Source organism: Hymenobacter plasmatis (genome assembly GCF_020711255.1).
GTDB lineage: Bacteria > Bacteroidota > Bacteroidia > Cytophagales > Hymenobacteraceae > Hymenobacter.
Window position 1 is genome coordinate 32,746 of sequence record NZ_JAJFAW010000014.1, and the last position, 19,408, is coordinate 52,153.

The window sequence follows — 19,408 nt, forward strand, 5'->3', positions numbered from 1 at the left end:
CACCTTACAAAGATGCCTGACAATAAGCAGAACGCTTCGGGGGAAGGCGCTGCGCTGAATGAAGAATGAAGAATGTGGAATGAAGAATTGGAATTGAGCTAAAGTGCTCGAACTTCCTCATTCCTCGAAGCGCTAAAGTTCTTTGCGCAGGCGGGCTACCGGAATATTGAGCTGCTCGCGGTACTTGGCCACGGTGCGGCGGGCAATGTTGTAGCCCCGGGCGTTGAGCATCTTCTCCAGTTTGTCGTCGCTTAAGGGGCGCTCTTTGCTTTCCTTGCCAATCAACTCTTTCAGGATGCTTTTCACCTCGCGGCTGCTGGCGTCCTCGCCCGAGTCGGTGGCAATGCCTTCGGAGAAGAAGTACTTGAGCGGGTAGATGCCAAACTCCGTCTGAATGGACTTGGAATTGGCCACGCGGCTCACCGTCGAAATGTCCATGCCAATGCGCTGGGCAATGTCCTTCAGAATCATCGGCTTGAGCTTGCCTTCGTCGCCTTCGGCAAAGAAGTCGCGCTGCAGCTCCACAATGGCATTCATGGTGCGCAGCAGCGTGTTTTGGCGCTGCCGGATGGCATCGATAAACCACTTGGCCGAGTCCAGCTTCTGCTTCACGAAGGTCACGGCTTCCTTCATCTTAGCGTCCTTCTTGGCCGCCTTGTCGTAGGTCCGGAACATCTCGGTGTAGGCCGGGCTCACGCGCAGCTCGGGCGCGTTGCGGGCGTTCAGGGTCAGGTTGAAGATGCCGTTGTCGTTCGTCAGAATGAAGTCCGGCATCAGGTACTGCGTCTTGCCCAAGCCGCTGGGGCCGCTGCCGCCCGGCTTGGGGTTGAGCTTCAGAATGACGTTGATGGCTTCCTTCAGCTCGTCGTCCTCAAGGTCCAGCTTCTGCTGAATGCGGGGGTAGTGCTTCTTGCTGAACTCGTCGAACGTTTCGGTGAGAATGCGCTCGGCGTTGGTGGTGGCCTCGTCCTGGGGGCGGCGCTCGAGCTGCAGCAGCAGGCACTCGGGCAGGTCGCGCGCGCCAATGCCGGGCGGGTCGAAGCCCTGAATCACGCGCAGCACGGCCTCAATCTCGGTCACGGTCACTTCCAGGTTCTGCGAAAAGGCCAGGTCGTTGGCAATGGCCGAGAGGTCGCGCCGGATGTAGCCGTCGCCGTCGATGGAGCCGATGAGCTGCTGGCCAATGGCCTCCTGGCGCTCGTCGAGGTCGGCAAAGTGGAGCTGGTCGAGCAGCGAATCCATGAGCGAGCCGCTGGTGTCGGCCAGGGGCGTGTCGCGCTCCTCTTCTTCGCCGGGGCCGTCGCCCTGCATCTTGTAGCCGGCTATTTCGTCGTCGTTGAGGTAGTCGCTCAGGTCGAGGTCGGTGTTGTCGGGCGCAGCTTCGCTGTCCACGGGGCCTTCGTCCTTGGGCTGAAGGTCGGGCTCGGGCATTTCGTCGGCCATTTCCTGGTCGGCGCCGCGGTCGTCGAAATCTTCGTCCAGCGTGTTTTCGTCGTTGTCGAGGGACGCATCGGGGTCGTCCGAATCGTCGCTGTCGTCCTCGTCCCGCTCCATTTCCTCGGGCTCGTCGTCGGCCTCGTCCTCTTCCAGGGCGGGGTTTACCTCCATCTCCTCCTTGATGCGGGTTTCAAGCTCGGCCGTAGGAATCTGCAGCAGCTTAATAAACTGAATCTGCTGCGGGCTAAGCTTTTGGGAAAGGAGCTGTTTAAGGTCGAGGCGTTGCATAGGAACGAAAATACGAAAAGGCCGGGCCGGCAGCCGTTTTTACTAAAATTTGGCATGAAAAGTTGGCGACGGCCACAACTCCCGCTGCCAGCTAAGGCAGCCCCAACGCTATACTCACGCATTGCTGCGCTATTCCCCAACTACAAGTTGGAGTTACGGCTACCTTTGCCCCCTTATCACCCGCTTCTCCGCTAAGTTATGTCCCTCAAACGGTCCACCGTGCAGCAACTTCTGTCGAGCCAGGAGCTCGACCGCGAAGTTCTCGTCAAAGGTTGGGTTCGCACCCGCCGCAGCAACAAATACGTCGCGTTCATCGCCGTCAACGACGGCTCCACCATCCACAACCTGCAGGTGGTGGCCGATGCCGAAAAGTTTCCGGAAGATAGCCTAAAAGACGTAGCTACGGGCGCTTCGGTGGCCGTGCGCGGCACGCTGGTGGCCTCGCAGGGCAAAGGGCAGACCGTCGAAATCCAGGCCACCGAAATTACCGTTATCGGCAAAGCCGACCCGGAAGAGTATCCGCTGCAGAAAAAAGGCCACTCGCTGGAGTTCCTGCGCGAAATTGCGCACCTGCGCCCCCGCACCAACACCTTCGGGGCGGTGCTGCGCGTGCGCCACGCCCTGGCGTTTGCCGTGCACGAGTACTTCAACAAAAACGGCTTCTACTACGTCCACACGCCCATCATCACCGGTTCCGACGCCGAGGGCGCGGGCCAGATGTTCCGCGTAACCACGCTGGCGCCCGAGCACCCGCCCCGCACCGCCGACGGCTCCGTGGACTTCACCGAGGACTTCTTCGGCAAGCAAACCAACCTCACCGTGTCGGGCCAGCTCGAGGGCGAGATTGCGGCCATGGCCTTGGGCAAGGTCTACACTTTCGGCCCCACCTTCCGGGCCGAAAACTCCAACACGGCCCGCCACCTGGCCGAGTTCTGGATGATTGAGCCGGAAATGGCCTTCTACGAGCTGGAAGACAACATGGACCTGGCCGAGGACTTCCTCAAAAGCCTGGTAAAATATGCGCTCGAACACTGCGCCGACGACCTGGCCTTCCTCAACGAGCAGTACGACAAGGAGCTGCTAAGCCGGCTCAACTCAGTAGTCGAAACCGATTTCCAGCGCCTCACCTACACCGAGGCGATAGAAATCCTGAAATCGGCGAAGCAGAAATTTGAGTTCCCCGTGGATTGGGGCACCGACCTGCAGAGCGAGCACGAGCGCTACCTCGTCGAGAAGCACTTCAAGAAGCCGGTTATCCTGACCAACTACCCAAAGGAAATCAAGGCTTTCTACATGAAGCTGGACGAAGACGGCCGCACCGTGCGCGCCATGGACGTCCTGTTTCCCGGCATCGGCGAAATCATCGGCGGTTCGCAGCGCGAAGAAGACCTGACCAAGCTCACCACCCGCATGGCCGAAATGCACGTGCCCACCGAAGACCTCTGGTGGTACCTCGACCTGCGCAAGTTTGGCACCGCGCCGCACTCCGGCTTCGGCCTGGGCTTCGAGCGCCTGGTGCTGTTCGTAACCGGCATGTCCAACATCCGCGACGTCATTCCCTTCCCGCGCTTCCCCAAGAACGCGGCGTTCTAAATCTCAATTCATAAAAAAAGGCGGCCCGATGAGGGCCGCCTTTTTTTATGAATTGAGGTAAGTCTTGAAATAAGTAGGCTGGTTTTGGCACGTTCGAATTGAGCTGGCTCAACTAAAGGAGTTTTAGTAGGTCAAAAACTCTCGATGACCTCCTGCACGGGGCTGGTCAGTTTCGATGCTGAAGGATGTAAATGTCTTCGGCTTCCGCACGAATTTTGGCCATGTAACCAGCCTGTGCTTGGTGCGCCCAGGCCGAATCAGGTTGTTGAGTAGTTTCGGCGGTAATTAGTTTGTTGGCAATCTGCTCGATTACCACATTCTCGGCTGGGGTATAGGGGTGATAGAGCCGATACACCCGGTCGGTGAAGCCAAACTCGCTTTTGATTAGATTGTGCTCCGTTATCATCAGCACAATAAATTGGCGCGATTCGATTTGCTGTTGTAAATCGACATCCTGACAGCCCAATCCCGTAGGCGTGAATGCTTTGTCGGGTAAGTATACCGCCATTCCGTAGTACCATAAGCGGGTGTCATCGGCAAAGCAACTGGTCAGGTAAGGACTAAACTGGCTCAGGCCCCAGAGAAAGCTGTCACCGACAAACAACGCGGGGGGGCGGGTTTGGCCAGGTCGGGGCGGGTCGAAAGCCAGTTGGCGGTAAGCTACCGGAATGGGTTCGGTCTGCTGCAGCAGGTTGAGGGGGGTAGCCAGGTCATTGTCATTGCCCCGCAGCGAGTCGGTGGTTTGCACCAGCACGGGCGGCCCGACGGTGCGCATTGTGGGAAAGCGCAGGCTGCCCAACTGTTCCAGCCGCCGCAGCAAGGTATCGGCGGCAAGGGTGGCACCATAGCCGCTCCAGTGGGTGCCAGCGCGCGAAAACAGTGGGTAGGGCTCGGTTTTCTTCCAGGCTGCAAACAAAGGTACCATGTCCAAGAGGTTGACGGCATTGGCCTGCAGTGCTTTGATGTAGCGGCTGTAGTTAGAGGGGGTTCCCGGTGCAATTTGCATGGCCGCCGGCAGGTCTTCTGGTTGAAAGCGCGCTTTGTTGGGGGCCATTACAAACAAGAACTGGACGCCCCGCTTGGCTAAGTCTTGCTGCACGGTGCGCAGGCGGATGGCCCGGGAGCGGACCCGGGCTTCGTCTAGCAGCTGGTAGCCACCGTAACTTTTGGCTTGCAGCGTTTCAAATAAAACGTTGTGCCGCCCAATGAGAATGCCACTCGAGCGAGGTACTTTAAACAGGGAGAACGCCAGTTGATTTCGGAGCCGAACCAAGGCGGGGCGAAAGCCAATGTGGTCCTCCAAATAGCGCTCCAACGTTGGCTGGAAAGTACCGCTCTGGAAGTCAGCCCAAGAAAACGTGGGACTAGAAGCCAGAGCGTACCCCCCGCCCAATCGATGCTCCTCAACAACGTGAAATTTGGCCTGCAGCACCAAGGCCACCAGCAAGGCAAAAATTACTCCCAGGGATAAGCGTTTAACAATAAGTCTCACAGTATAAGAAGGTGCTCGGGTAGAGAAAAGAGAAAGCGGCAGAATGCGTCGGGTGCTAAAATCGGAAGTAGATGAACGGGTTGAAGTAGCTGCTCACGATGTAACTCATGCTGACAACCAAAACCGCCACCGTGGCAATGGTAAGGCCGATGGCTCCTCGCCAGCTAAAATGGGCTTTGGCCAGGACGCGCAGCTCCCAGGATTCTACTTTGGGCCACGCCGCTGCGAAGGCAATGATGCCAGCCACGCTCAGCATGCCCCAGAACTCATTGGTCAAGTTGGGCAGGTTGGCTTCGTGCGGGCTTACGGCTGCGGCGCTGGTGCCCGCCATGCGCTTCAGGTAGGCGAAGGCCCCAGCCAGCGTTTCGGCCCGAAACAGCACCCAGCCTACTACGGTGATGAAGAAAGTGGGCAGAATGCTCAATACCCCGATTCTCTGGTATAAACGGAGCAGAAAAAGGCGGTCCAAAATGAGAAAAAAGCCGTGAAAGGCGCCCCAGGCGATGAAGTTCCAGGCCGCTCCGTGCCAGAAGCCCGAGAGGATAAACACAGTCCAAAGGTTGACGTAGAGCCGGCTGGGCTTCACGCGGTTGCCGCCCAGCGGAATGTAGAGGTAGTCGCGCATCCAGCGGCCCAGCGTGATGTGCCAGCGCTGCCAGAACTCGGTGATGGAACGCGAGATGTAGGGGTTGTTGAAGTTCTCGGGAAACTGAAAGCCCATCATCCGGCCCAAGCCGATGGCCATGTCGGAGTAGCCGGAGAAATCGAAGTAAATCTGGAAAGTGTAGGCTACCGCCCCCACCCAAGCCAGGGGCGCCGAAAGGGTGGCTGGCGCAAGGCTGAAAATGGCATCGGCCTGCTCGCCCAGCACATTGGCGATGAGCACCTTTTTCCCCAGCCCAATCACAAAGCGGAAGGCACCGGCCAGCTTATGGTCTATGGTGTCGAAAGCCGTGCGGTCGTTGAGCTGGCCGGCTATTTCGTGGAAACGCACGATGGGCCCGGCTATCATTTTGGGAAAGAGCATGATGTACAGCATGAAATCCCAAAAGCTCCGCAGGGGCTTGTTCACGCCGCGGTACACGTCGATGGAGTACGTTAGCTTTTCGAAGGTGAAAAAGGAGATGCCGATGGGCAGCACTACTTTTTCCCAGGTGAGCGGCGGCCCGCCGAAATAGCTACGGATGCTGCTTGCGTTGTCGAGAAAGAAGTTGGCGTACTTGAAGTAAAACAGCATTCCCACGTTGAGAATGATGCTTAGAATAAGGAAGATTCGTTGCTTCCAGCGCTCCGGCGCGGCATCCATGTAGCGGATGAGCACAAAATTGATTACTACTGAGCCGAGAAAAAGGGCCAGGAAATTGAGGCCACCCCAGGAGTAAAATAGGAGGCTGGCCACGAGCGCCACCGTGTTTTTAAAACGCGTTGGTACGGCATAATAAACCAGGAGAAAGCCCGGAAGAAAGTAGAAAAGAAAGAGGATGCTGCTGAATACCATCGGCGAAAAAAAAAGGCTGCCCAATAGGGCAGCCTCAAAGTTATGCGGCACTTAGTAATGGCAAGGCTTTAGCAAAAAGCCTCGCCAGTTAATCGCGTCGGCTGCGGGAGTAGCCCCCGCGGCCCTGGCCCGAGTCGCCGCGCCCGCCGCCCTGGTGGGCTTGGCCTTGGGGGCTTTGGCCGCCGTTGCTGCGGTTGTAGCCGCCGTTCTGGTACGGGCTGTTGGAGTAGCCACGGTTGCCGCCGGAGTACTGGCCCTGGTTGTGGTTGTCGTAGCCACGGTTTTCCGAGTAGCCGCCGCGGTTGTCGTATGCCCGGGCATAGCCGGGCCGGCCGTAGCCAGCGCTTGGGTAGTAGCCATCGCGGCCGCGGCTATATACCCGGTAGGGCTGGTAGGCATAGCGCGAATGGTAATAGTCGAGCTGGCGCCATGGCTCGCGGCCCCGGTACTCAATCACGACGGGGTGGAACTGGTAAGGGTCGTAACCATAAAGCTGCGGCAGCGGCACCCAGTAGCCGTCTTGGTAAACAATGTATTGCTGCGCGTACAAGTCATAGTACCCGTCAATCTCGGGGATATAGTAGTACTGCGCACCGTAGGGAGCGGGTGGCCCCCAGGCCGGAGACCCAATGTTGATGCTAACGCCCACTTGGGCCTGGGCAGCCGGAGCAGCGGCCAGTGCAAATGCACTCAGCAGGACTGTGCACAAAAACTTAGGAAGCGGGTTCATTGCGTTTTAGAAGAAGGAATTTAGGATATTAAAATATAACGCGGCAGCCGATAGGAACGTGCCAAATAGGTGGGTAATGCGAAAGCCCCACCAGAAAGGTGGGGCTCCGATTAATTAGATAGCCAGGCGGCTGGGAAGTTTAATGCTTGCCGTGCCCGTGTCCTTTGCCTTTGCCACCGTTGCCGCGGTCGTCATCACGACGGTCGTCGTCGCGGCGATAATCGCCGTAGCCACCGTTCATTTTCTTGGCTTGTCCGGGAGGCAGGCCGCCATTGCTGGGATTGGCGCGGTAACCCATCTTTTTGGCCTGGCCGGGGGGCAAGGCGCCGTTGCTGGGGTTGCCGCCGCGGGGGTAGCGGGCGCGGTACTCGTCGTAGCGCGTCCAGGGCTGGGCGCCTACATAGTCTACTACCACGGGGTGGAAATTGCTGGTATTATAGCCGTTGAGGGTGGTGGTGCGCACCCACTGACCATTGCGCGACACCACGTACTGGCGGGCCGGCACATCATAGAAGCCATTGGTTTCCGGGATATAGTAGTACTGCGCCCCATTGGGCACGGCCGGGCCCCAGCTGGGCGGATTAATGTTGATGTTAACCTGGGCGTGGGCAGCCGGAGCGGCGGCCAGCGCAAAAGCGCCAAACAGCGCAATGCGGAGGGACTTGAGGAGGTGTTTCATAAGGATTTCGCTAAAGGAAAGCGGGATGTACTGCTGAACTATGGGCAAGGACAGTGCCAATAAACTGCGCACTGGTACGGCGCAGCTGGCAGCGGGTTCTGCCAGGGTATTTACTTGTGCGGGCACAAACTGCGTGGCGTTGCTGTTGTGCACCAACGCACCTATTCCAACTGGCTAATGCGACTGGCAAATATGCGGTTGCCATTAGCCTTCGGGCTCCCTTTTTCGTACCTTTGCGCACTTATTCGCTGCGTTTCTGAATGGCCAAAAAATCCACTGCTACCCCGGTTGCCAAAGCCCCCAAAGCCAAGGCCGCCGCGCTGAAAACTCCAGCCAAAGACGGTGCCGCTAGTGCCGCCGAAACCGCAGCCGCGGTGCGCACCATGACCGAGCTTCCTGCCGCTGGCCCCCTTACGGAGCACACCAGCGGCCAGCTCAACGGCCAGAGCCCCGCCTCGCAGCACCTCGAAGCGCCCTTCATTGAAGTGTACGGCGCCCGCGAGCACAACCTCAAAAACGTATCGGTTAAGATTCCGCGCAACCGGCTGGTGGTGTTCACGGGCATTTCGGGCTCGGGCAAGTCGAGCCTGGCCTTCGATACCATTTATGCTGAGGGCCAGCGCCGCTACATGGAGACGTTCTCGGCCTACGCCCGCAGCTTTATGGGCGGGCTGGAGCGGCCCGACGTGGACAAGATTGAGGGCCTGTCGCCGGTTATCAGCATCGAGCAGAAGACCACCTCGCGCAACCCGCGCTCCACGGTGGGCACCATTACCGAGATTTACGACTTCCTGCGCCTGCTCTACGCCCGCACGGCCGAGGCCTACAGCTACGCCACGGGCAAGAAGATGATTCGGCAGAGCGACGACCAGATTATCAACTACATCCTGCGGCACTTCGACGGCAAGAAGCTGGTTGTGCTGGCGCCGGTAGTGAAAGGCCGCAAAGGCCATTACCGCGAAGACTTCCAGAAGATTGCCAAGCTGGGCTTCACCAAAGTGCGCGTGGATGGCGAGTTGCTCGACATCACGCCCAAGATGCAGGTGGACCGCTACAAAATCCACGACATCGAAATTGTGATTGACCGGCTCGTGGTGAAGGAAGAAGACCGGTTCCGCCTCAGCGGCTCGGTGCAGAATGCGCTGATGCACGGCAAAGGCACCATGCTAGTGCTCGACTCGGATGCGAAAAAAGCGCAGCCGCAGTTCTTCTCGCGCTTCCTGATGGACCCCACTACCGGCATCGCCTACGACGACCCGGCGCCCAACACGTTCAGCTTCAACTCGCCCTACGGCGCCTGCCCCACCTGCAATGGCCTGGGCGAAGTGCAGGAAATTACGGAGGACAGCGTGATGCCTGACCGCAAGCTGAGCATTGCGCGCGGCGGCATCGCGCCCCTAGGCGACTACCGCGATATCTGGATTTTCCAGCAGTTGCAGGTCATTCTCAAGAAGCACAAGGCCACGCTGAACACGCCCATCGAGAAGCTGCCCGAGGACCTGCTCAAGCGCCTGCTTCACGGCATCACCGAAGACGAGGCCGACGACAGCAAAACGCAGTACACGGAGGCGTTTGAAGGCATTATTCCCTTCCTGCGCCGACAGATGGATTCGGAGTCGGACAACATCCGCGAGTGGATAGCCCAATATGCCCAGGCCCAAACCTGCCCCGAGTGCCAAGGCTACCGCTTGAAGAAGGAAAGCCTGCACTTCCGGATGGCCGACAAGCACATCGGTGAGTTGTCGGTGATGGACCTGAACGACTTGGCAGGCTGGTTTGAGGGCTTGGAAAGCCGGCTCACCGAGCGCCAGAACGTCATTGCCCGCGAGCTGCTCAAGGAAATCCGCAAGCGCATCGGCTTCCTGCTCGAAGTTGGGCTGGATTATTTGAACCTGCACCGTCCGGTGCGCACGCTGAGCGGCGGCGAAAGCCAGCGCATTCGCCTCGCCACCCAGATTGGCACCCAACTCGTGGGCGTGCTCTACATCATGGATGAGCCCAGCATCGGCCTTCACCAGCGCGACAACGAGCGGCTCATCAAGGCGCTGCAGCATCTGCGCGACATCGGCAACTCGGTGATTGTGGTGGAGCACGACAAGGACATGATTCTGCACGCCGACCACGTGCTCGACATTGGGCCCGGCGCGGGCATTCACGGCGGCCACATTGTGGCCTCGGGCACGCCCAAGGAAATTCTGAACTCTGGCTCGCTCACCTCGCAGTATCTGAGCGGGCAGAAGCACATCGAAATGCGCCGCAAGAAGCGCAAGGGCGAAGGTGCCGAGCTGGTGCTGAAAGGCGCCAAGGGCAACAACCTGAAAAACGTGACCCTGAAAGTGCCGTTGGGCAAGCTGGTAGCCGTCACGGGCGTGTCCGGCTCGGGCAAATCCACGCTCATTCACGACACGCTGTACCCCATTCTCAACCAGCACTTCTTCAACGCTAAGAAGGAGCCGCTGGCTTACGGCAGCATCGAAGGACTGGACTTGGTGGACAAGGTGATTGAAGTTGACCAGTCGCCCATTGGGCGCACGCCGCGCTCCAACCCGGCTACTTATACGGGAGTGTTCACCGAAATCCGTCAGCTGTTTGGCGAAATGGCGGAGGCTAAAATTCGTGGCTACGGCCCTGGCCGCTTCTCTTTCAACGTGAAGGGCGGGCGCTGCGAAACCTGCGAGGGCGCTGGTATTCGCACCATCGAGATGAACTTCCTGCCCGACGTGCACGTGCCCTGCGAAACCTGCAAAGGCCGCCGCTACAACCGCGAAACGCTCGAAGTTCGCTTCAAAGGCAAGTCCATCACCGACATTTTGGACATGACGGTGGAAAAGGCCGTGGAATTCTTCGAGTTCCAGCCCCGTATTCTGCGCAAAATCAAAACCCTGAACGACGTTGGGCTGGGTTACCTCACGTTGGGCCAGCAAGCCACCACGCTTTCGGGCGGCGAGGCCCAGCGCGTGAAGCTCGCCACCGAGCTCAGCAAAAAGGACACCGGCAAGACGTTCTACATTCTCGACGAGCCCACCACCGGCCTGCACTTCGAGGACATCAACCACCTCGCCGACGTGCTCCAAAAGCTCGCTGACAAGGGCAATACCGTCCTCATCATCGAGCACAACCTGGACCTGATTAAGGTGGCCGACCACGTCATCGACATTGGGCCGGAAGGTGGCGCAGGCGGCGGCACCATCGTGGCCCAAGGCACGCCCGAGCAGGTAGCTAAATCCGACAAAGGCCACACGGCCCGTTTCCTGGCCGAGGAACTGAAAATCAGCAAGTACAGCGAGGTAAAAGCGGAGAAGGCCTAATAAATAGAAAAAACAATTTATTGATTCTTAGCCTGCACCGTCGGCAGCTCACAAATTTGTGGGCTGCCGACGGTGTTTTTGTTGGTGGCCGTGGAGAATACAGGTAGTTTAGCCCCTCTTTTTCCCACCTTATTACTGCTTATGCTGAAATCTGTACTCTTTTCCGGTCTGCTCATCGTTGCCATTGCCACGTCCCCACCCAAAAGCACACGGTGGATGGGCAGCGTAAGCAATGGCATGAAGGGCGATAAAATCAGTTTTGTGGTGTCGCCCGACGGCAAGACGCTTTCGGAGCTGACGTTTGACGGCTACTGGCGGTGCAGCGGCCGGCTCGAACGCCAGGTGGTAGGCCCCAAAGACACTTTTTCCATCGTGAACGGCAAGGTGAGCGGCGTGGCCCTCGACCCGCCCACCGGCGGCACCTGGCGCTTCGAGCTTCAGGGCGACTTCAGCGCCAAAACCGCCGCTACGGGTACTTTTCGCATGAACATCACCAGCCTGGGCTGCGACACCTACAAGCTGCAGTGGGCCGCCGCGCCGGTGCGCTAACCGAATCGAAATGCACATAAAAAAGCCGCTGCAACTACTTGCAGCGGCTTTTTTAGCTAGCCAGGTTCTCACAATAATTGAGAGGAGGCCCTGACCAAATCTTGATTATATCTTCATATTATTATTCTTTTGAGCCATGGCCAGGTGCTCCTGCACCACGGGAAGCGTTTTGCTAATAAAGGCCTTTATATCGGCATCCTTCGTCATTCTTTCGTGGGCCATCATCGTGTTGGCCGTTTTTTGGTGGTCGGCCTGCATTTGCTCCATATACTTCTGCTCAAACGCTTTGCCCGTGAGTTTTTCCATAGACGGCTTCATGGCTTTGTGCTCGGCGTCCATGTCGGTAGGCAGGGTAATGCCTTTCTTTTTGGCAATTGTTTTGAGGTCGGCCGTAGACTTGGAGTGGTCGGCAATCATCTTATTGGCCATGTCCTTGGCCATGCCGGTCACGCCTTTGGCCAGGGCCATTTTGCTTTGCTGAATCTCGTTTTGGTCGCTATGCGCGGCCGACATCATAAACTCCTTGTCGTCTTTGTGCGGCGCGGTGGGGCCATTGGGGTCGCCCATGGCGGTGCCGCCGGTAGTAGTGCCTTGGGCTGAGCCCGCGTTCTGGGGCTGGTTGGCGGGCTTTTCGGAGCCAGCCGGCATGGTGGTCGACACAGTGTCGCCGCCGGTGGCCGAGCTGGTCATGGTGTTGTCGCTGGCATTGCCGTTTTCGGCTGTTTTCGACTTGTTGTCGCCGCACGAGGCAAGCGCCAACAGGCCGGTTGCCAGTAAAGGAAAGAGGGTGCTTTTCATAATAGAAAGGGTTGTGTGGAAAGGAAAGAAGTGGTTAGCTCAACTAGCCGGCGGCTAGCCCAACGAAAAGCCAACCGGCTGGAAGTAGAAGTAGTACGGGCAGTTAAGGGAAAGTTGTTGCATGTTCGGGTATATTTTATTGTTCCCGTCAGTTCAAGGGGACTTACTGATTATCAATAAGCTGGGCGCTGCAAGGTGGGAATAAAAATAGCTGGCCTACCCCGGTAGGGCAGGCCAGCTGTGCGTCAGGGCTATATAAAATTACTTCCGTGCATCCACGGCTGGGCGCATTTTGGTCACCATGTCGAGGTGGCTTTTCAGCACGGGCAGGGTCTTAGCCGCAAAGGCCTTGATGTCGGGGTCGGATGCTTTAATGGAGGCATCGGTGAATTCCTTCACGTCTTCCTGGTGGTCCTTCAGCATCTCCTTCATGTATTCCTGGTCCATTTTCACGCCTTTCTCCTCCGTCACATCCTTCATGACTTTGGTATGGTCATCGCCGAGCGTGGCGGGCAGGGTGATGTTCTTCTTGGCGGCCAGCGCTTTCAGCTCGGCGTTGGCTTTGGTGTGGTCCGTCACCATTTTCTGGGCAAATTCCTTGGCTTGCGGTGTCACGGCGCGCGCGGCCACCTGCTTGCCCAGTTCTACCTCCAGCATGCCTCCGCTGGCGGCCTTTGTCAGGAACTCGGAATCGTAATCCATCTTTTTCTCCTCGAGTTTGCCCGTTTCCGTGGCCGTCGTGGCGCTGTCGGCTTTCGCTTCATTGGTCTTTTGGGCTTCCTTAACCGAGTCGTTGGAGGTGCAGCTGGCGCCGGCCATCATCAGAGCCGTACAGGTCAGCATCATAAGCGAGCGTTTCATGGCAATGAGTGAAAAGGTGAAAGGAAAGGAAAACTAGAGCTGCGGCGCAGCTCTAGGGCAAATCATCCGTGACTTCGGCCACTTCTTTGGCCCCGTCCAGTTCTTCGCTCACGGGGCGCTGGTACTTGGCCGCAAAGCCGCGAATATCCCCGTCGTACGCGTCGTCTTTCATGTCGTCGAAGGCATTGTCGTCTTGCTTCTGCGCCTTCACCAGCAGCTTCATAATGCTTTTGTCGAGCTCGTTGCCGGTTTTGGTGCTCACCTCGTGGTAGGCCGCTTGCTCGTCGGCGCCCAGGGCGGCGGGCAAGGCCAGCTTTTTGGCATCGGCCAGGGTGCGCAGCGCGGCCAGCAGGTCGAGCCGGTTTTGCACCAGGCGCGTGCCGTAGGCGCGCACGGCCGGGGTGGTAGCCCGGGCTTGGGCCAGCTTGGCCAGCTCCACTTCCAGCAGGGCGTTGCTGGTGGTTTTCACGAGAAACTGAGCGTCGGCCTCTTGCTTTTCGGTCACGTCGGCCGAGCTGATTTTGCTGTCATTCTGAGCCGTGGCCGACTCCACGGCGTCCTTGCCGCCCCCATCCGGCGAGCACGCCGTGAGCCAGGCCACCGCCAATGAAAAAAGCAGCGGCCGGGAAGGGAAGGAGAGGAGCAACGAGCCGCGCATGGCGAATGGATTGGGGGAATGGCTTATAGTTAACCAGCTATACGACGGCCCCCGGGCCAGGTTCTTTGGGCGAAAGGCATATTTTTTTTGGAGGTGCTTTAAACCCAGGCAGTATGCTTGCCTCCAACCGACCTAAACTCCAGCTTGCATTCTCTCACCTAACCCTTTTTTCATACCCTTATGCGTACCTCTTCTCTGCGTTCGCTCGCATTTGCTGCCCTTGCCAGCGGGTTGCTGCTCACCACTGGTTGCCAGCGCGACTCCGATGTTTCGCCCGATGACATTACCACCGCCGAAGACCGCAGCGAGGACAACATTGAAACGGCCGTTAGCTCAGACGCTATGCAGTCGGCCGGCCCAGTAAACCCCAACGTGCAAGGTTCTGCGTTCATTACCTCCGATGCCGAATTCCGGCTCAAGTTTGGCGCCTGCGCCACCCGCACCTACGATTTCTCGGCCCGCACGCTGACCATTGATTTCGGCCCCACCAACTGCCTGTGCCCCGATGGCCGCTACCGCCGCGGCCAGATTCTGGTTCGCTTCACCACCGATGTGCTCACGCGCCGCGCCGGTGCCGTGGTCACGCGCACCAACTACTTCGTGAACGACAACCAGCACACCGCCACCCGTACGTTCACGGACCTGGGCCAGGGCTCGTTCTCGGTTGATGTGACCAACGCCAGCATCATCCGGGCCAACAACGGCGGTACCCACTCCTGGACGGCCAACTGGGTCTTCACCCAAACGGCTGGTTTCGGTACGCCCCAGTTCTCGGACGACGTATTTAGCGTAACCGGCTCGGCCAACGGCACCAACCGCCGCAACGTGAACTACAGCACCGTCATCAAAACGCCCCTTATCAAGCGCGGCGACTGCTTCAAGTACTTTGTAGAAGGCACCGTGACCATCACCAACTCCAACGGCAAATCCATGCTGCTGAACTACGACCCGAGCGGCACCCACAACTGCGACAAAATCGCCAGCGTAACCATCAACGGCCGCACCAAGACCATTACCCTGCGGTAGTCTAGATTATCAACAAAAAAGCCCTCCCAGTAATGGGAGGGCTTTTTTGTTGTAGGGCCTTCCGGATTTCAGCTCAACCAGTTGCAGTGCCGACAGCTCAGCCTATCAGGTATCGTTTGGTGCCAAATCAATATCGATAATCTGACATTGCCCGTGCTACCTTAAGCCCCCTTAAAAACGGGCTTCCGCTTCTCGCTAAAGGCCTTCACGCCTTCAAAATAATCCTCCGACTCGCCCGCAACCTGTTGGCAGTGGGCTTCATAATCCAGCATCTCGTCGAGCGTAGCGGCGCCTGCTTTGTTCAGCATCTGTTTAATCAGCCCAATGGACTTCGTGGGAGCGGCAGCGTACCGGGCTGCTAGCGCATATGTGGCCTCATCAAGCTGCTCGGGGGCTACCACCTGGTTGACTAGGCCCAGCCGCAGGGCTTCTTCCGCGGGCACTTTCGAGCCCAGGCTGCACAGCTCGAAGGCTTTGAGCGTGCCCACCAGGCGCGGCAAAAACCAGGAAGAGCCCGAGTCCGGCACCAGCCCAATATTGATGAAAACCTCAATTAGCGAAGCTTCGGAACTGGCCACCAGCGCGTCGCAGGCCAGGGCCAGCGAGCAGCCGGCCCCGGCCGCCACGCCATTGATGCGGCCGATAATGGGCTTGGGCATGGCCCGCATGGCCCGGATAATGGGGTTGTAGCGCTTGTGCAGCGAATCGGAGAACGACTGTTGCTCGGCGCCCTGGGCGGCTTTCAGGTCCTGGCCGGAGCAGAAGGCCCGCCCCGCACCCGTGAGGACTATGGCGCGCACGGCGGCATCGAGCGTCACTTGCTTTAGGGCATCCTGCAGCTCGTAGCTCAACGAGTCGTTGAAGGCGTTGAAGACGTCCGGACGGTTCAGGGTGATGGTGGCCACGCCGTTGGGGCGCACGTCGTAGAGCAGGCTGGTGTATTCCATGGAGTGACTGAGTGGCGGAGCGCCTGAGTAGGAAAGCGGAAAGAGAACCGAGAAAGAAAGTTGCCTGCAAATAACGGCAGTCCAGATTCTACAGGGCTACGCTATTAGCTCAGGCTGCCGGGGGCGAAGCTCGCCAGCTCAGGCACGTTGCCACTTTGTTACGCAGTCGCTCTTAGTAGCGCCTCGGCCACTATTAGGTCTTCGGGCGTGGTGATTTTCAGGTTGCGGTAGTCGCCTTCCACCAGCTGCACGCGGCACAGGTCGTCCACCACGGTCGCGTCGTCGGTAAACGAAGCCAGCTCGGGCATAGCGTACGCGCGGCGCAGCAAGTCAATCTCAAACGTTTGGGGGGTCTGCATGAGCCGGAGTCGGCTGCGATTCTGAGCCGAAGATCCGTGCGGCGATACCAGGCGCACAGAGTCTTTGGGCATCACGGCGGCGGCGGCCGCGGCGTGGGTGGCGGCGGCGGCATAGGTGCGCTCCACCACGAGGCGCGACACCAGGGGCCGCACGCCATCATGCACGGCCACCAGGCCTTCCGGGTGCACACGTAAGGCACCCAAGCCGGCCTTCACCGAAGCCCAGCGCGTGGCCCCGCCAGCTACCAGGGTGTGCGGTATGCGCACTTGGTGGTGCTGGCAGAGTTGCTGCCAAGTTTCCATTTGGCTGGCGGGCAGCACCACGATTATCTCGGCCACGCCCAGCGCCGGTTCGGCAAAGCGGCGCAGGGTGTGCAGGAGCACGGGCTCGCCGTGCAGCAGCAGAAACTGCTTGGGACGGTCGGCGGCCATGCGGGTGCCACTGCCGCCGGCCACCAAAATTGCGAAACGAGGAACCGGCGGACGTGGATACTGAGGCGCTGGGCGGGGCGAAGGATTCATTGCCGCGAAGTTCAAACAAAAAAGAGCGCCGGAAACCCATGGTGGGTCTCCGGCGCTCAAAATTCAGCCGCAGCAAGTAGCGGGTGCTACTACAGAATCAGCATGGCATCGCCGTAGCTGAAGAACTTGTACTTCTCCTTGATGGCTTCCTTGTAGGCTTCCATCAGCAGGGGGTAGCCGGCGAAGGCGGCCGCCAGCATGATGAGCGTGCTTTCCGGCATGTGGAAGTTGGTCAGCAGGCAGTTTGCAATTTTGAAGTCGTGAGGGGGGAAGATGAACCGGTCAATCCAGCCCTGGGTGGGCTTCATGCGGGCATTGGCCGACACCGACGCCTCCATGGCGCGGATGGTAGTAGTGCCCACGGCGCATACCTTCTTCTTGGCGTCAAGCGCCTTGTTCACGATTTCACAGGCCGGAGCGGTAACGATGAAGTTCTCCGAGTCCATCTTGTGCTTGGTCAGGTCTTCCACATCTACGGTGCGGAAAGTACCAAGGCCCACGTGCAGCGTCACGTACGCCGGCTCCACGCCTTTGATTTCCATGCGCTTCATTACCTCGCGGGTGAAGTGCAGGCCTGCCGAAGGAGCTGCCACTGCACCAATGTGCTCGGCATAAATCGTCTGGTACCGCTCTTTGTCGGCGGGTTCGGTCTCGCGGTTAATAACCTCTTTCGGAATCGGGGTTTCGCCCAGTTCGTAGAGGGCCTTGCGGAACTCCTCGTCGGTGCCATCAAACAGGAACTTGATGGTGCGGCCGCGCGAAGTGGTGTTGTCGATAACTTCGGCCACCATGTCGGACTCGCCAAAGTACAGCTTGTTGCCTACGCGGATTTTGCGGGCGGGGTCCACCAGCACGTCCCACAGGCGCAGCTCCTTGTTCAGCTCGCGCAGCAGGAAAACTTCAATCTTGGCGCCGGTTTTTTCTTTGTTGCCGTACAGACGGGCCGGAAAAACTTTGGTGTCGTTCAGAACCATCACGTCTCCTTCGACAAAATAATCGAGGATATCTTTGAAGGTGCGGTGCTCAATCTGGCCGGTGGCGCGGTGCACCACCATGAGGCGGCTTTCGTCGCGGTTGCGGGCCGGATGCAGAGCTACCAGTTCTTCGGGGAGTTCGAACTTGAACTCATGCAATTTCATCGCCATAGGGCAGTATTGGGGGGAAGATACGGAAATTTGGGGAGGCAAAAGTACGGCTTTTTCTCATAGTATCTATTTTTTCGTACGCGGCCGCAACCCGTGCGACCTTTAGGTCTCAGCAACTTCCCTGCTTATTTCCGTCTTTTGAGGCTTCGATTACTGAAGGATGGAAAAACCGGAATGCCGGGTTTCCTTTGGAAACATCCTTTCCCCGTTCTTCATTCCTATTTGCGCCCTTATTATGCTCACGCTTCGCCTCACCCTGGAGAGTTTTCGCTTTGCCCTGGATGCCCTCAAGTCCAACTTGCTGCGGACCATCTTGTCGTTGCTGGGCGTCACGGTGGGCATATTTGCCATCATCGCGGTGTTCACCATCGTCGACTCGCTGGAGGCCAACATCCGCAGCAGCCTGGATTTTGCCGGCGATAAAATCATCAGCGTTTCAAAATGGCCACTTACGTTCGGCCCAGACTACCCGTGGTGGAAATATTTCAAGCGGCCCGTGCCCACCCCGCGCGAGTTTCAGCAGTTGCGCAAGCAGCTGGGCCCGAATAACAAAGGCGTGGCCATATTTGCTACGAACAATGGCAACACCCTAAAAGCCGGCTCTAACTCTGTGGCCGACTGCGTGCTGCAAGGTGTGAGCTACGACTTTCGGGCCGTGGGCAATGTGCCTATCAAGGAAGGTCGTTACTTCACCAGCCAAGAGGTAGACGCGGCCCGGCCGGTGGCCATCATCGGCGCAACCATTGCCGAAAACTTATTTCCGAACGGCAACGCCTTGGGCAAGCAGTTTAAGGCGCGCGGCCAAACCCTGACGGTAATTGGGGTGATGGAAAAAGAAGGCAAGAAGCTCGTTACCATTGCTAGCAACGACGCCAACTGCATCATTCCGTTCGGCATGTTTACCAAGATGTTCACCCTGAGCACCACCGGCTTTGGGGGCGGCCCCAGCGCCACCATCGCTGTAAAGGGCCGCGACGAAGACCCCGGCCTAATGGATTTAGAGTACGAAATGAGGGGCCTGATGCGCAACATCCGTGGCCTGAAACCCCGCGACGAAGACAATTTTGCCCTAAACCGGCCCGAAATGATAGCCGCGGCCATCGGCAAGCTGTTTGGCGTTATCGGCATCGTGGGAGGCGTTATCGGGTCGTTTGCCATTCTGGTGGGCGGCTTCGGCATTGCCAACATCATGTTCGTGTCGGTGCGCGAGCGAACCAATATTATCGGCATCGAGAAGTCGCTCGGCGCCAAGAATTTCTTCATCCTGTTTCAGTTCCTATTCGAAGCCATCTGCCTGTGCCTCATTGGGGGCGTGGCGGGCATTCTGCTCGTGTGGCTCGTGACACTGGTGCCGCAGGATGCGCTGCCGCTGAACATGTCGGCGGCGCGCGTCATCCTGGGCTTGCTGATTTCCGTGGGCATTGGCGTGATTGCCGGCATCGTCCCGGCTGCCCTGGCCGCCAATCTGGACCCGGTTATCGCCATTCGGGCCAAGTAGCGGGCTAACAGGCCCGGAGC

16 protein-coding genes are annotated in these 19,408 nt (G+C 58.4%); 5 read left to right on the forward strand and 11 right to left on the reverse strand.

Features of this window, described 5'->3' with window-relative positions:
- Positions 1–132: 132 nt before the first annotated feature.
- The gene (gene rpoN, locus LJ738_RS11595) at positions 133–1,725 is read right to left on the reverse strand and encodes an RNA polymerase factor sigma-54 (protein ID WP_227786478.1); all 1,593 of its coding nucleotides are present in this window, start codon (positions 1,723–1,725) and stop codon (positions 133–135) included.
- Between the two features lie 198 nt (positions 1,726–1,923).
- Here rpoN and asnS point away from each other — a divergent pair, with 198 nt between their 5' ends.
- Entirely contained in the window at positions 1,924–3,318 is a 1,395-nt protein-coding gene (gene asnS, locus LJ738_RS11600) for an asparagine--tRNA ligase (RefSeq protein WP_227786479.1), read from the forward strand.
- 166 nt (positions 3,319–3,484) lie between these two features.
- Here asnS and LJ738_RS11605 read toward each other — a convergent pair whose 3' ends face one another.
- The 4 genes from LJ738_RS11605 to LJ738_RS11620 form a co-directional block, all read right to left on the reverse strand.
- Positions 3,485–4,633 carry an alginate O-acetyltransferase AlgX-related protein gene (locus LJ738_RS11605; protein ID WP_227786480.1) on the reverse strand — a complete coding sequence of 383 codons (1,149 nt, stop codon included), beginning with the start codon at positions 4,631–4,633 and terminating at the stop codon, positions 3,485–3,487.
- A 232-nt stretch (positions 4,634–4,865) separates the two neighbouring features.
- Complete coding sequence (locus LJ738_RS11610) at positions 4,866–6,209, reverse strand: MBOAT family O-acyltransferase (RefSeq protein WP_227786481.1); 1,344 nt, start codon at positions 6,207–6,209, stop codon at positions 4,866–4,868.
- Between the two features lie 187 nt (positions 6,210–6,396).
- Positions 6,397–7,038, reverse strand: a complete 642-nt coding sequence (locus tag LJ738_RS11615; protein ID WP_227786482.1) for a hypothetical protein — start codon at positions 7,036–7,038, stop codon at positions 6,397–6,399.
- A 139-nt stretch (positions 7,039–7,177) separates the two neighbouring features.
- A complete protein-coding gene (locus LJ738_RS11620; protein ID WP_227786483.1) occupies positions 7,178–7,717 on the reverse strand; it encodes a hypothetical protein in 540 nt (179 codons plus the stop codon).
- A 260-nt stretch (positions 7,718–7,977) separates the two neighbouring features.
- Here LJ738_RS11620 and uvrA point away from each other — a divergent pair, with 260 nt between their 5' ends.
- Both uvrA and LJ738_RS11630 read left to right on the forward strand, forming a co-directional pair.
- Positions 7,978–11,025 carry an excinuclease ABC subunit UvrA gene (uvrA, locus tag LJ738_RS11625; RefSeq protein ID WP_227786484.1) on the forward strand — a complete coding sequence of 1,016 codons (3,048 nt, stop codon included), beginning with the start codon at positions 7,978–7,980 and terminating at the stop codon, positions 11,023–11,025.
- 141 nt (positions 11,026–11,166) lie between these two features.
- On the forward strand, positions 11,167–11,574 hold the full coding sequence (locus tag LJ738_RS11630) for a hypothetical protein (RefSeq protein WP_227786485.1): 408 nt from the start codon (positions 11,167–11,169) through the stop codon (positions 11,572–11,574).
- A 105-nt stretch (positions 11,575–11,679) separates the two neighbouring features.
- Here LJ738_RS11630 and LJ738_RS11635 read toward each other — a convergent pair whose 3' ends face one another.
- From LJ738_RS11635 to LJ738_RS11645, 3 genes are all read right to left on the reverse strand, one after another.
- Positions 11,680–12,372: a DUF4142 domain-containing protein gene (locus LJ738_RS11635; protein ID WP_227786486.1), complete on the reverse strand. Its 693-nt coding sequence runs from the start codon at positions 12,370–12,372 to the stop codon at positions 11,680–11,682.
- Positions 12,373–12,633: 261 nt separating this feature from the next.
- Positions 12,634–13,233: a DUF4142 domain-containing protein gene (locus LJ738_RS11640; RefSeq protein WP_227786487.1), complete on the reverse strand. Its 600-nt coding sequence runs from the start codon at positions 13,231–13,233 to the stop codon at positions 12,634–12,636.
- A gap of 52 nt (positions 13,234–13,285) precedes the next feature.
- The gene (locus LJ738_RS11645; protein WP_227786488.1) at positions 13,286–13,891 is read right to left on the reverse strand and encodes a DUF4142 domain-containing protein; all 606 of its coding nucleotides are present in this window, start codon (positions 13,889–13,891) and stop codon (positions 13,286–13,288) included.
- Between the two features lie 180 nt (positions 13,892–14,071).
- On the opposite strand from LJ738_RS11645, the gene LJ738_RS11650 reads away from it, so the two are divergent.
- On the forward strand, positions 14,072–14,917 hold the full coding sequence (locus tag LJ738_RS11650; RefSeq protein ID WP_227786489.1) for a hypothetical protein: 846 nt from the start codon (positions 14,072–14,074) through the stop codon (positions 14,915–14,917).
- A gap of 161 nt (positions 14,918–15,078) precedes the next feature.
- Here LJ738_RS11650 and LJ738_RS11655 read toward each other — a convergent pair whose 3' ends face one another.
- The 3 genes from LJ738_RS11655 to queA form a co-directional block, all read right to left on the reverse strand.
- Positions 15,079–15,864 carry an enoyl-CoA hydratase-related protein gene (locus tag LJ738_RS11655; protein WP_227786490.1) on the reverse strand — a complete coding sequence of 262 codons (786 nt, stop codon included), beginning with the start codon at positions 15,862–15,864 and terminating at the stop codon, positions 15,079–15,081.
- A 158-nt stretch (positions 15,865–16,022) separates the two neighbouring features.
- Positions 16,023–16,745, reverse strand: a complete 723-nt coding sequence (locus tag LJ738_RS11660; protein WP_227786491.1) for a 2-C-methyl-D-erythritol 4-phosphate cytidylyltransferase — start codon at positions 16,743–16,745, stop codon at positions 16,023–16,025.
- Between the two features lie 89 nt (positions 16,746–16,834).
- Entirely contained in the window at positions 16,835–17,884 is a 1,050-nt protein-coding gene (gene queA / locus LJ738_RS11665) for a tRNA preQ1(34) S-adenosylmethionine ribosyltransferase-isomerase QueA (RefSeq protein WP_068191451.1), read from the reverse strand.
- Between the two features lie 241 nt (positions 17,885–18,125).
- Here queA and LJ738_RS11670 point away from each other — a divergent pair, with 241 nt between their 5' ends.
- Complete coding sequence (locus LJ738_RS11670; protein WP_227786492.1) at positions 18,126–19,388, forward strand: ABC transporter permease; 1,263 nt, start codon at positions 18,126–18,128, stop codon at positions 19,386–19,388.
- Positions 19,389–19,408: the final 20 nt, after the last annotated feature.

Excerpts from the sequence above, each read along its gene's own strand:
- LJ738_RS11640 (WP_227786487.1), bottom strand. The coding sequence starts at position 13,233 with ATGAAACGCTCGCTTATGATGCTGACCTGTACGGCTCTGATGATGGCC.
- LJ738_RS11655 (WP_227786490.1), bottom strand. The coding sequence starts at position 15,864 with ATGGAATACACCAGCCTGCTCTACGACGTGCGCCCCAACGGCGTGGCC.
- LJ738_RS11670 (WP_227786492.1), top strand. The coding sequence starts at position 18,126 with ATGCTCACGCTTCGCCTCACCCTGGAGAGTTTTCGCTTTGCCCTGGAT.
- LJ738_RS11650 (WP_227786489.1), top strand. The coding sequence starts at position 14,072 with ATGCGTACCTCTTCTCTGCGTTCGCTCGCATTTGCTGCCCTTGCCAGC.
- uvrA (WP_227786484.1), top strand. The coding sequence starts at position 7,978 with ATGGCCAAAAAATCCACTGCTACCCCGGTTGCCAAAGCCCCCAAAGCC.
- rpoN (WP_227786478.1), bottom strand. The coding sequence starts at position 1,725 with ATGCAACGCCTCGACCTTAAACAGCTCCTTTCCCAAAAGCTTAGCCCG.
- asnS (WP_227786479.1), top strand. The coding sequence starts at position 1,924 with ATGTCCCTCAAACGGTCCACCGTGCAGCAACTTCTGTCGAGCCAGGAG.
- LJ738_RS11630 (WP_227786485.1), top strand. The coding sequence starts at position 11,167 with ATGCTGAAATCTGTACTCTTTTCCGGTCTGCTCATCGTTGCCATTGCC.
- LJ738_RS11635 (WP_227786486.1), bottom strand. The coding sequence starts at position 12,372 with ATGAAAAGCACCCTCTTTCCTTTACTGGCAACCGGCCTGTTGGCGCTT.
- queA (WP_068191451.1), bottom strand. The coding sequence starts at position 17,884 with ATGAAATTGCATGAGTTCAAGTTCGAACTCCCCGAAGAACTGGTAGCT.
- LJ738_RS11645 (WP_227786488.1), bottom strand. The coding sequence starts at position 13,891 with ATGCGCGGCTCGTTGCTCCTCTCCTTCCCTTCCCGGCCGCTGCTTTTT.
- LJ738_RS11620 (WP_227786483.1), bottom strand. The coding sequence starts at position 7,717 with ATGAAACACCTCCTCAAGTCCCTCCGCATTGCGCTGTTTGGCGCTTTT.
- LJ738_RS11660 (WP_227786491.1), bottom strand. The coding sequence starts at position 16,745 with ATGAATCCTTCGCCCCGCCCAGCGCCTCAGTATCCACGTCCGCCGGTT.
- LJ738_RS11615 (WP_227786482.1), bottom strand. The coding sequence starts at position 7,038 with ATGAACCCGCTTCCTAAGTTTTTGTGCACAGTCCTGCTGAGTGCATTT.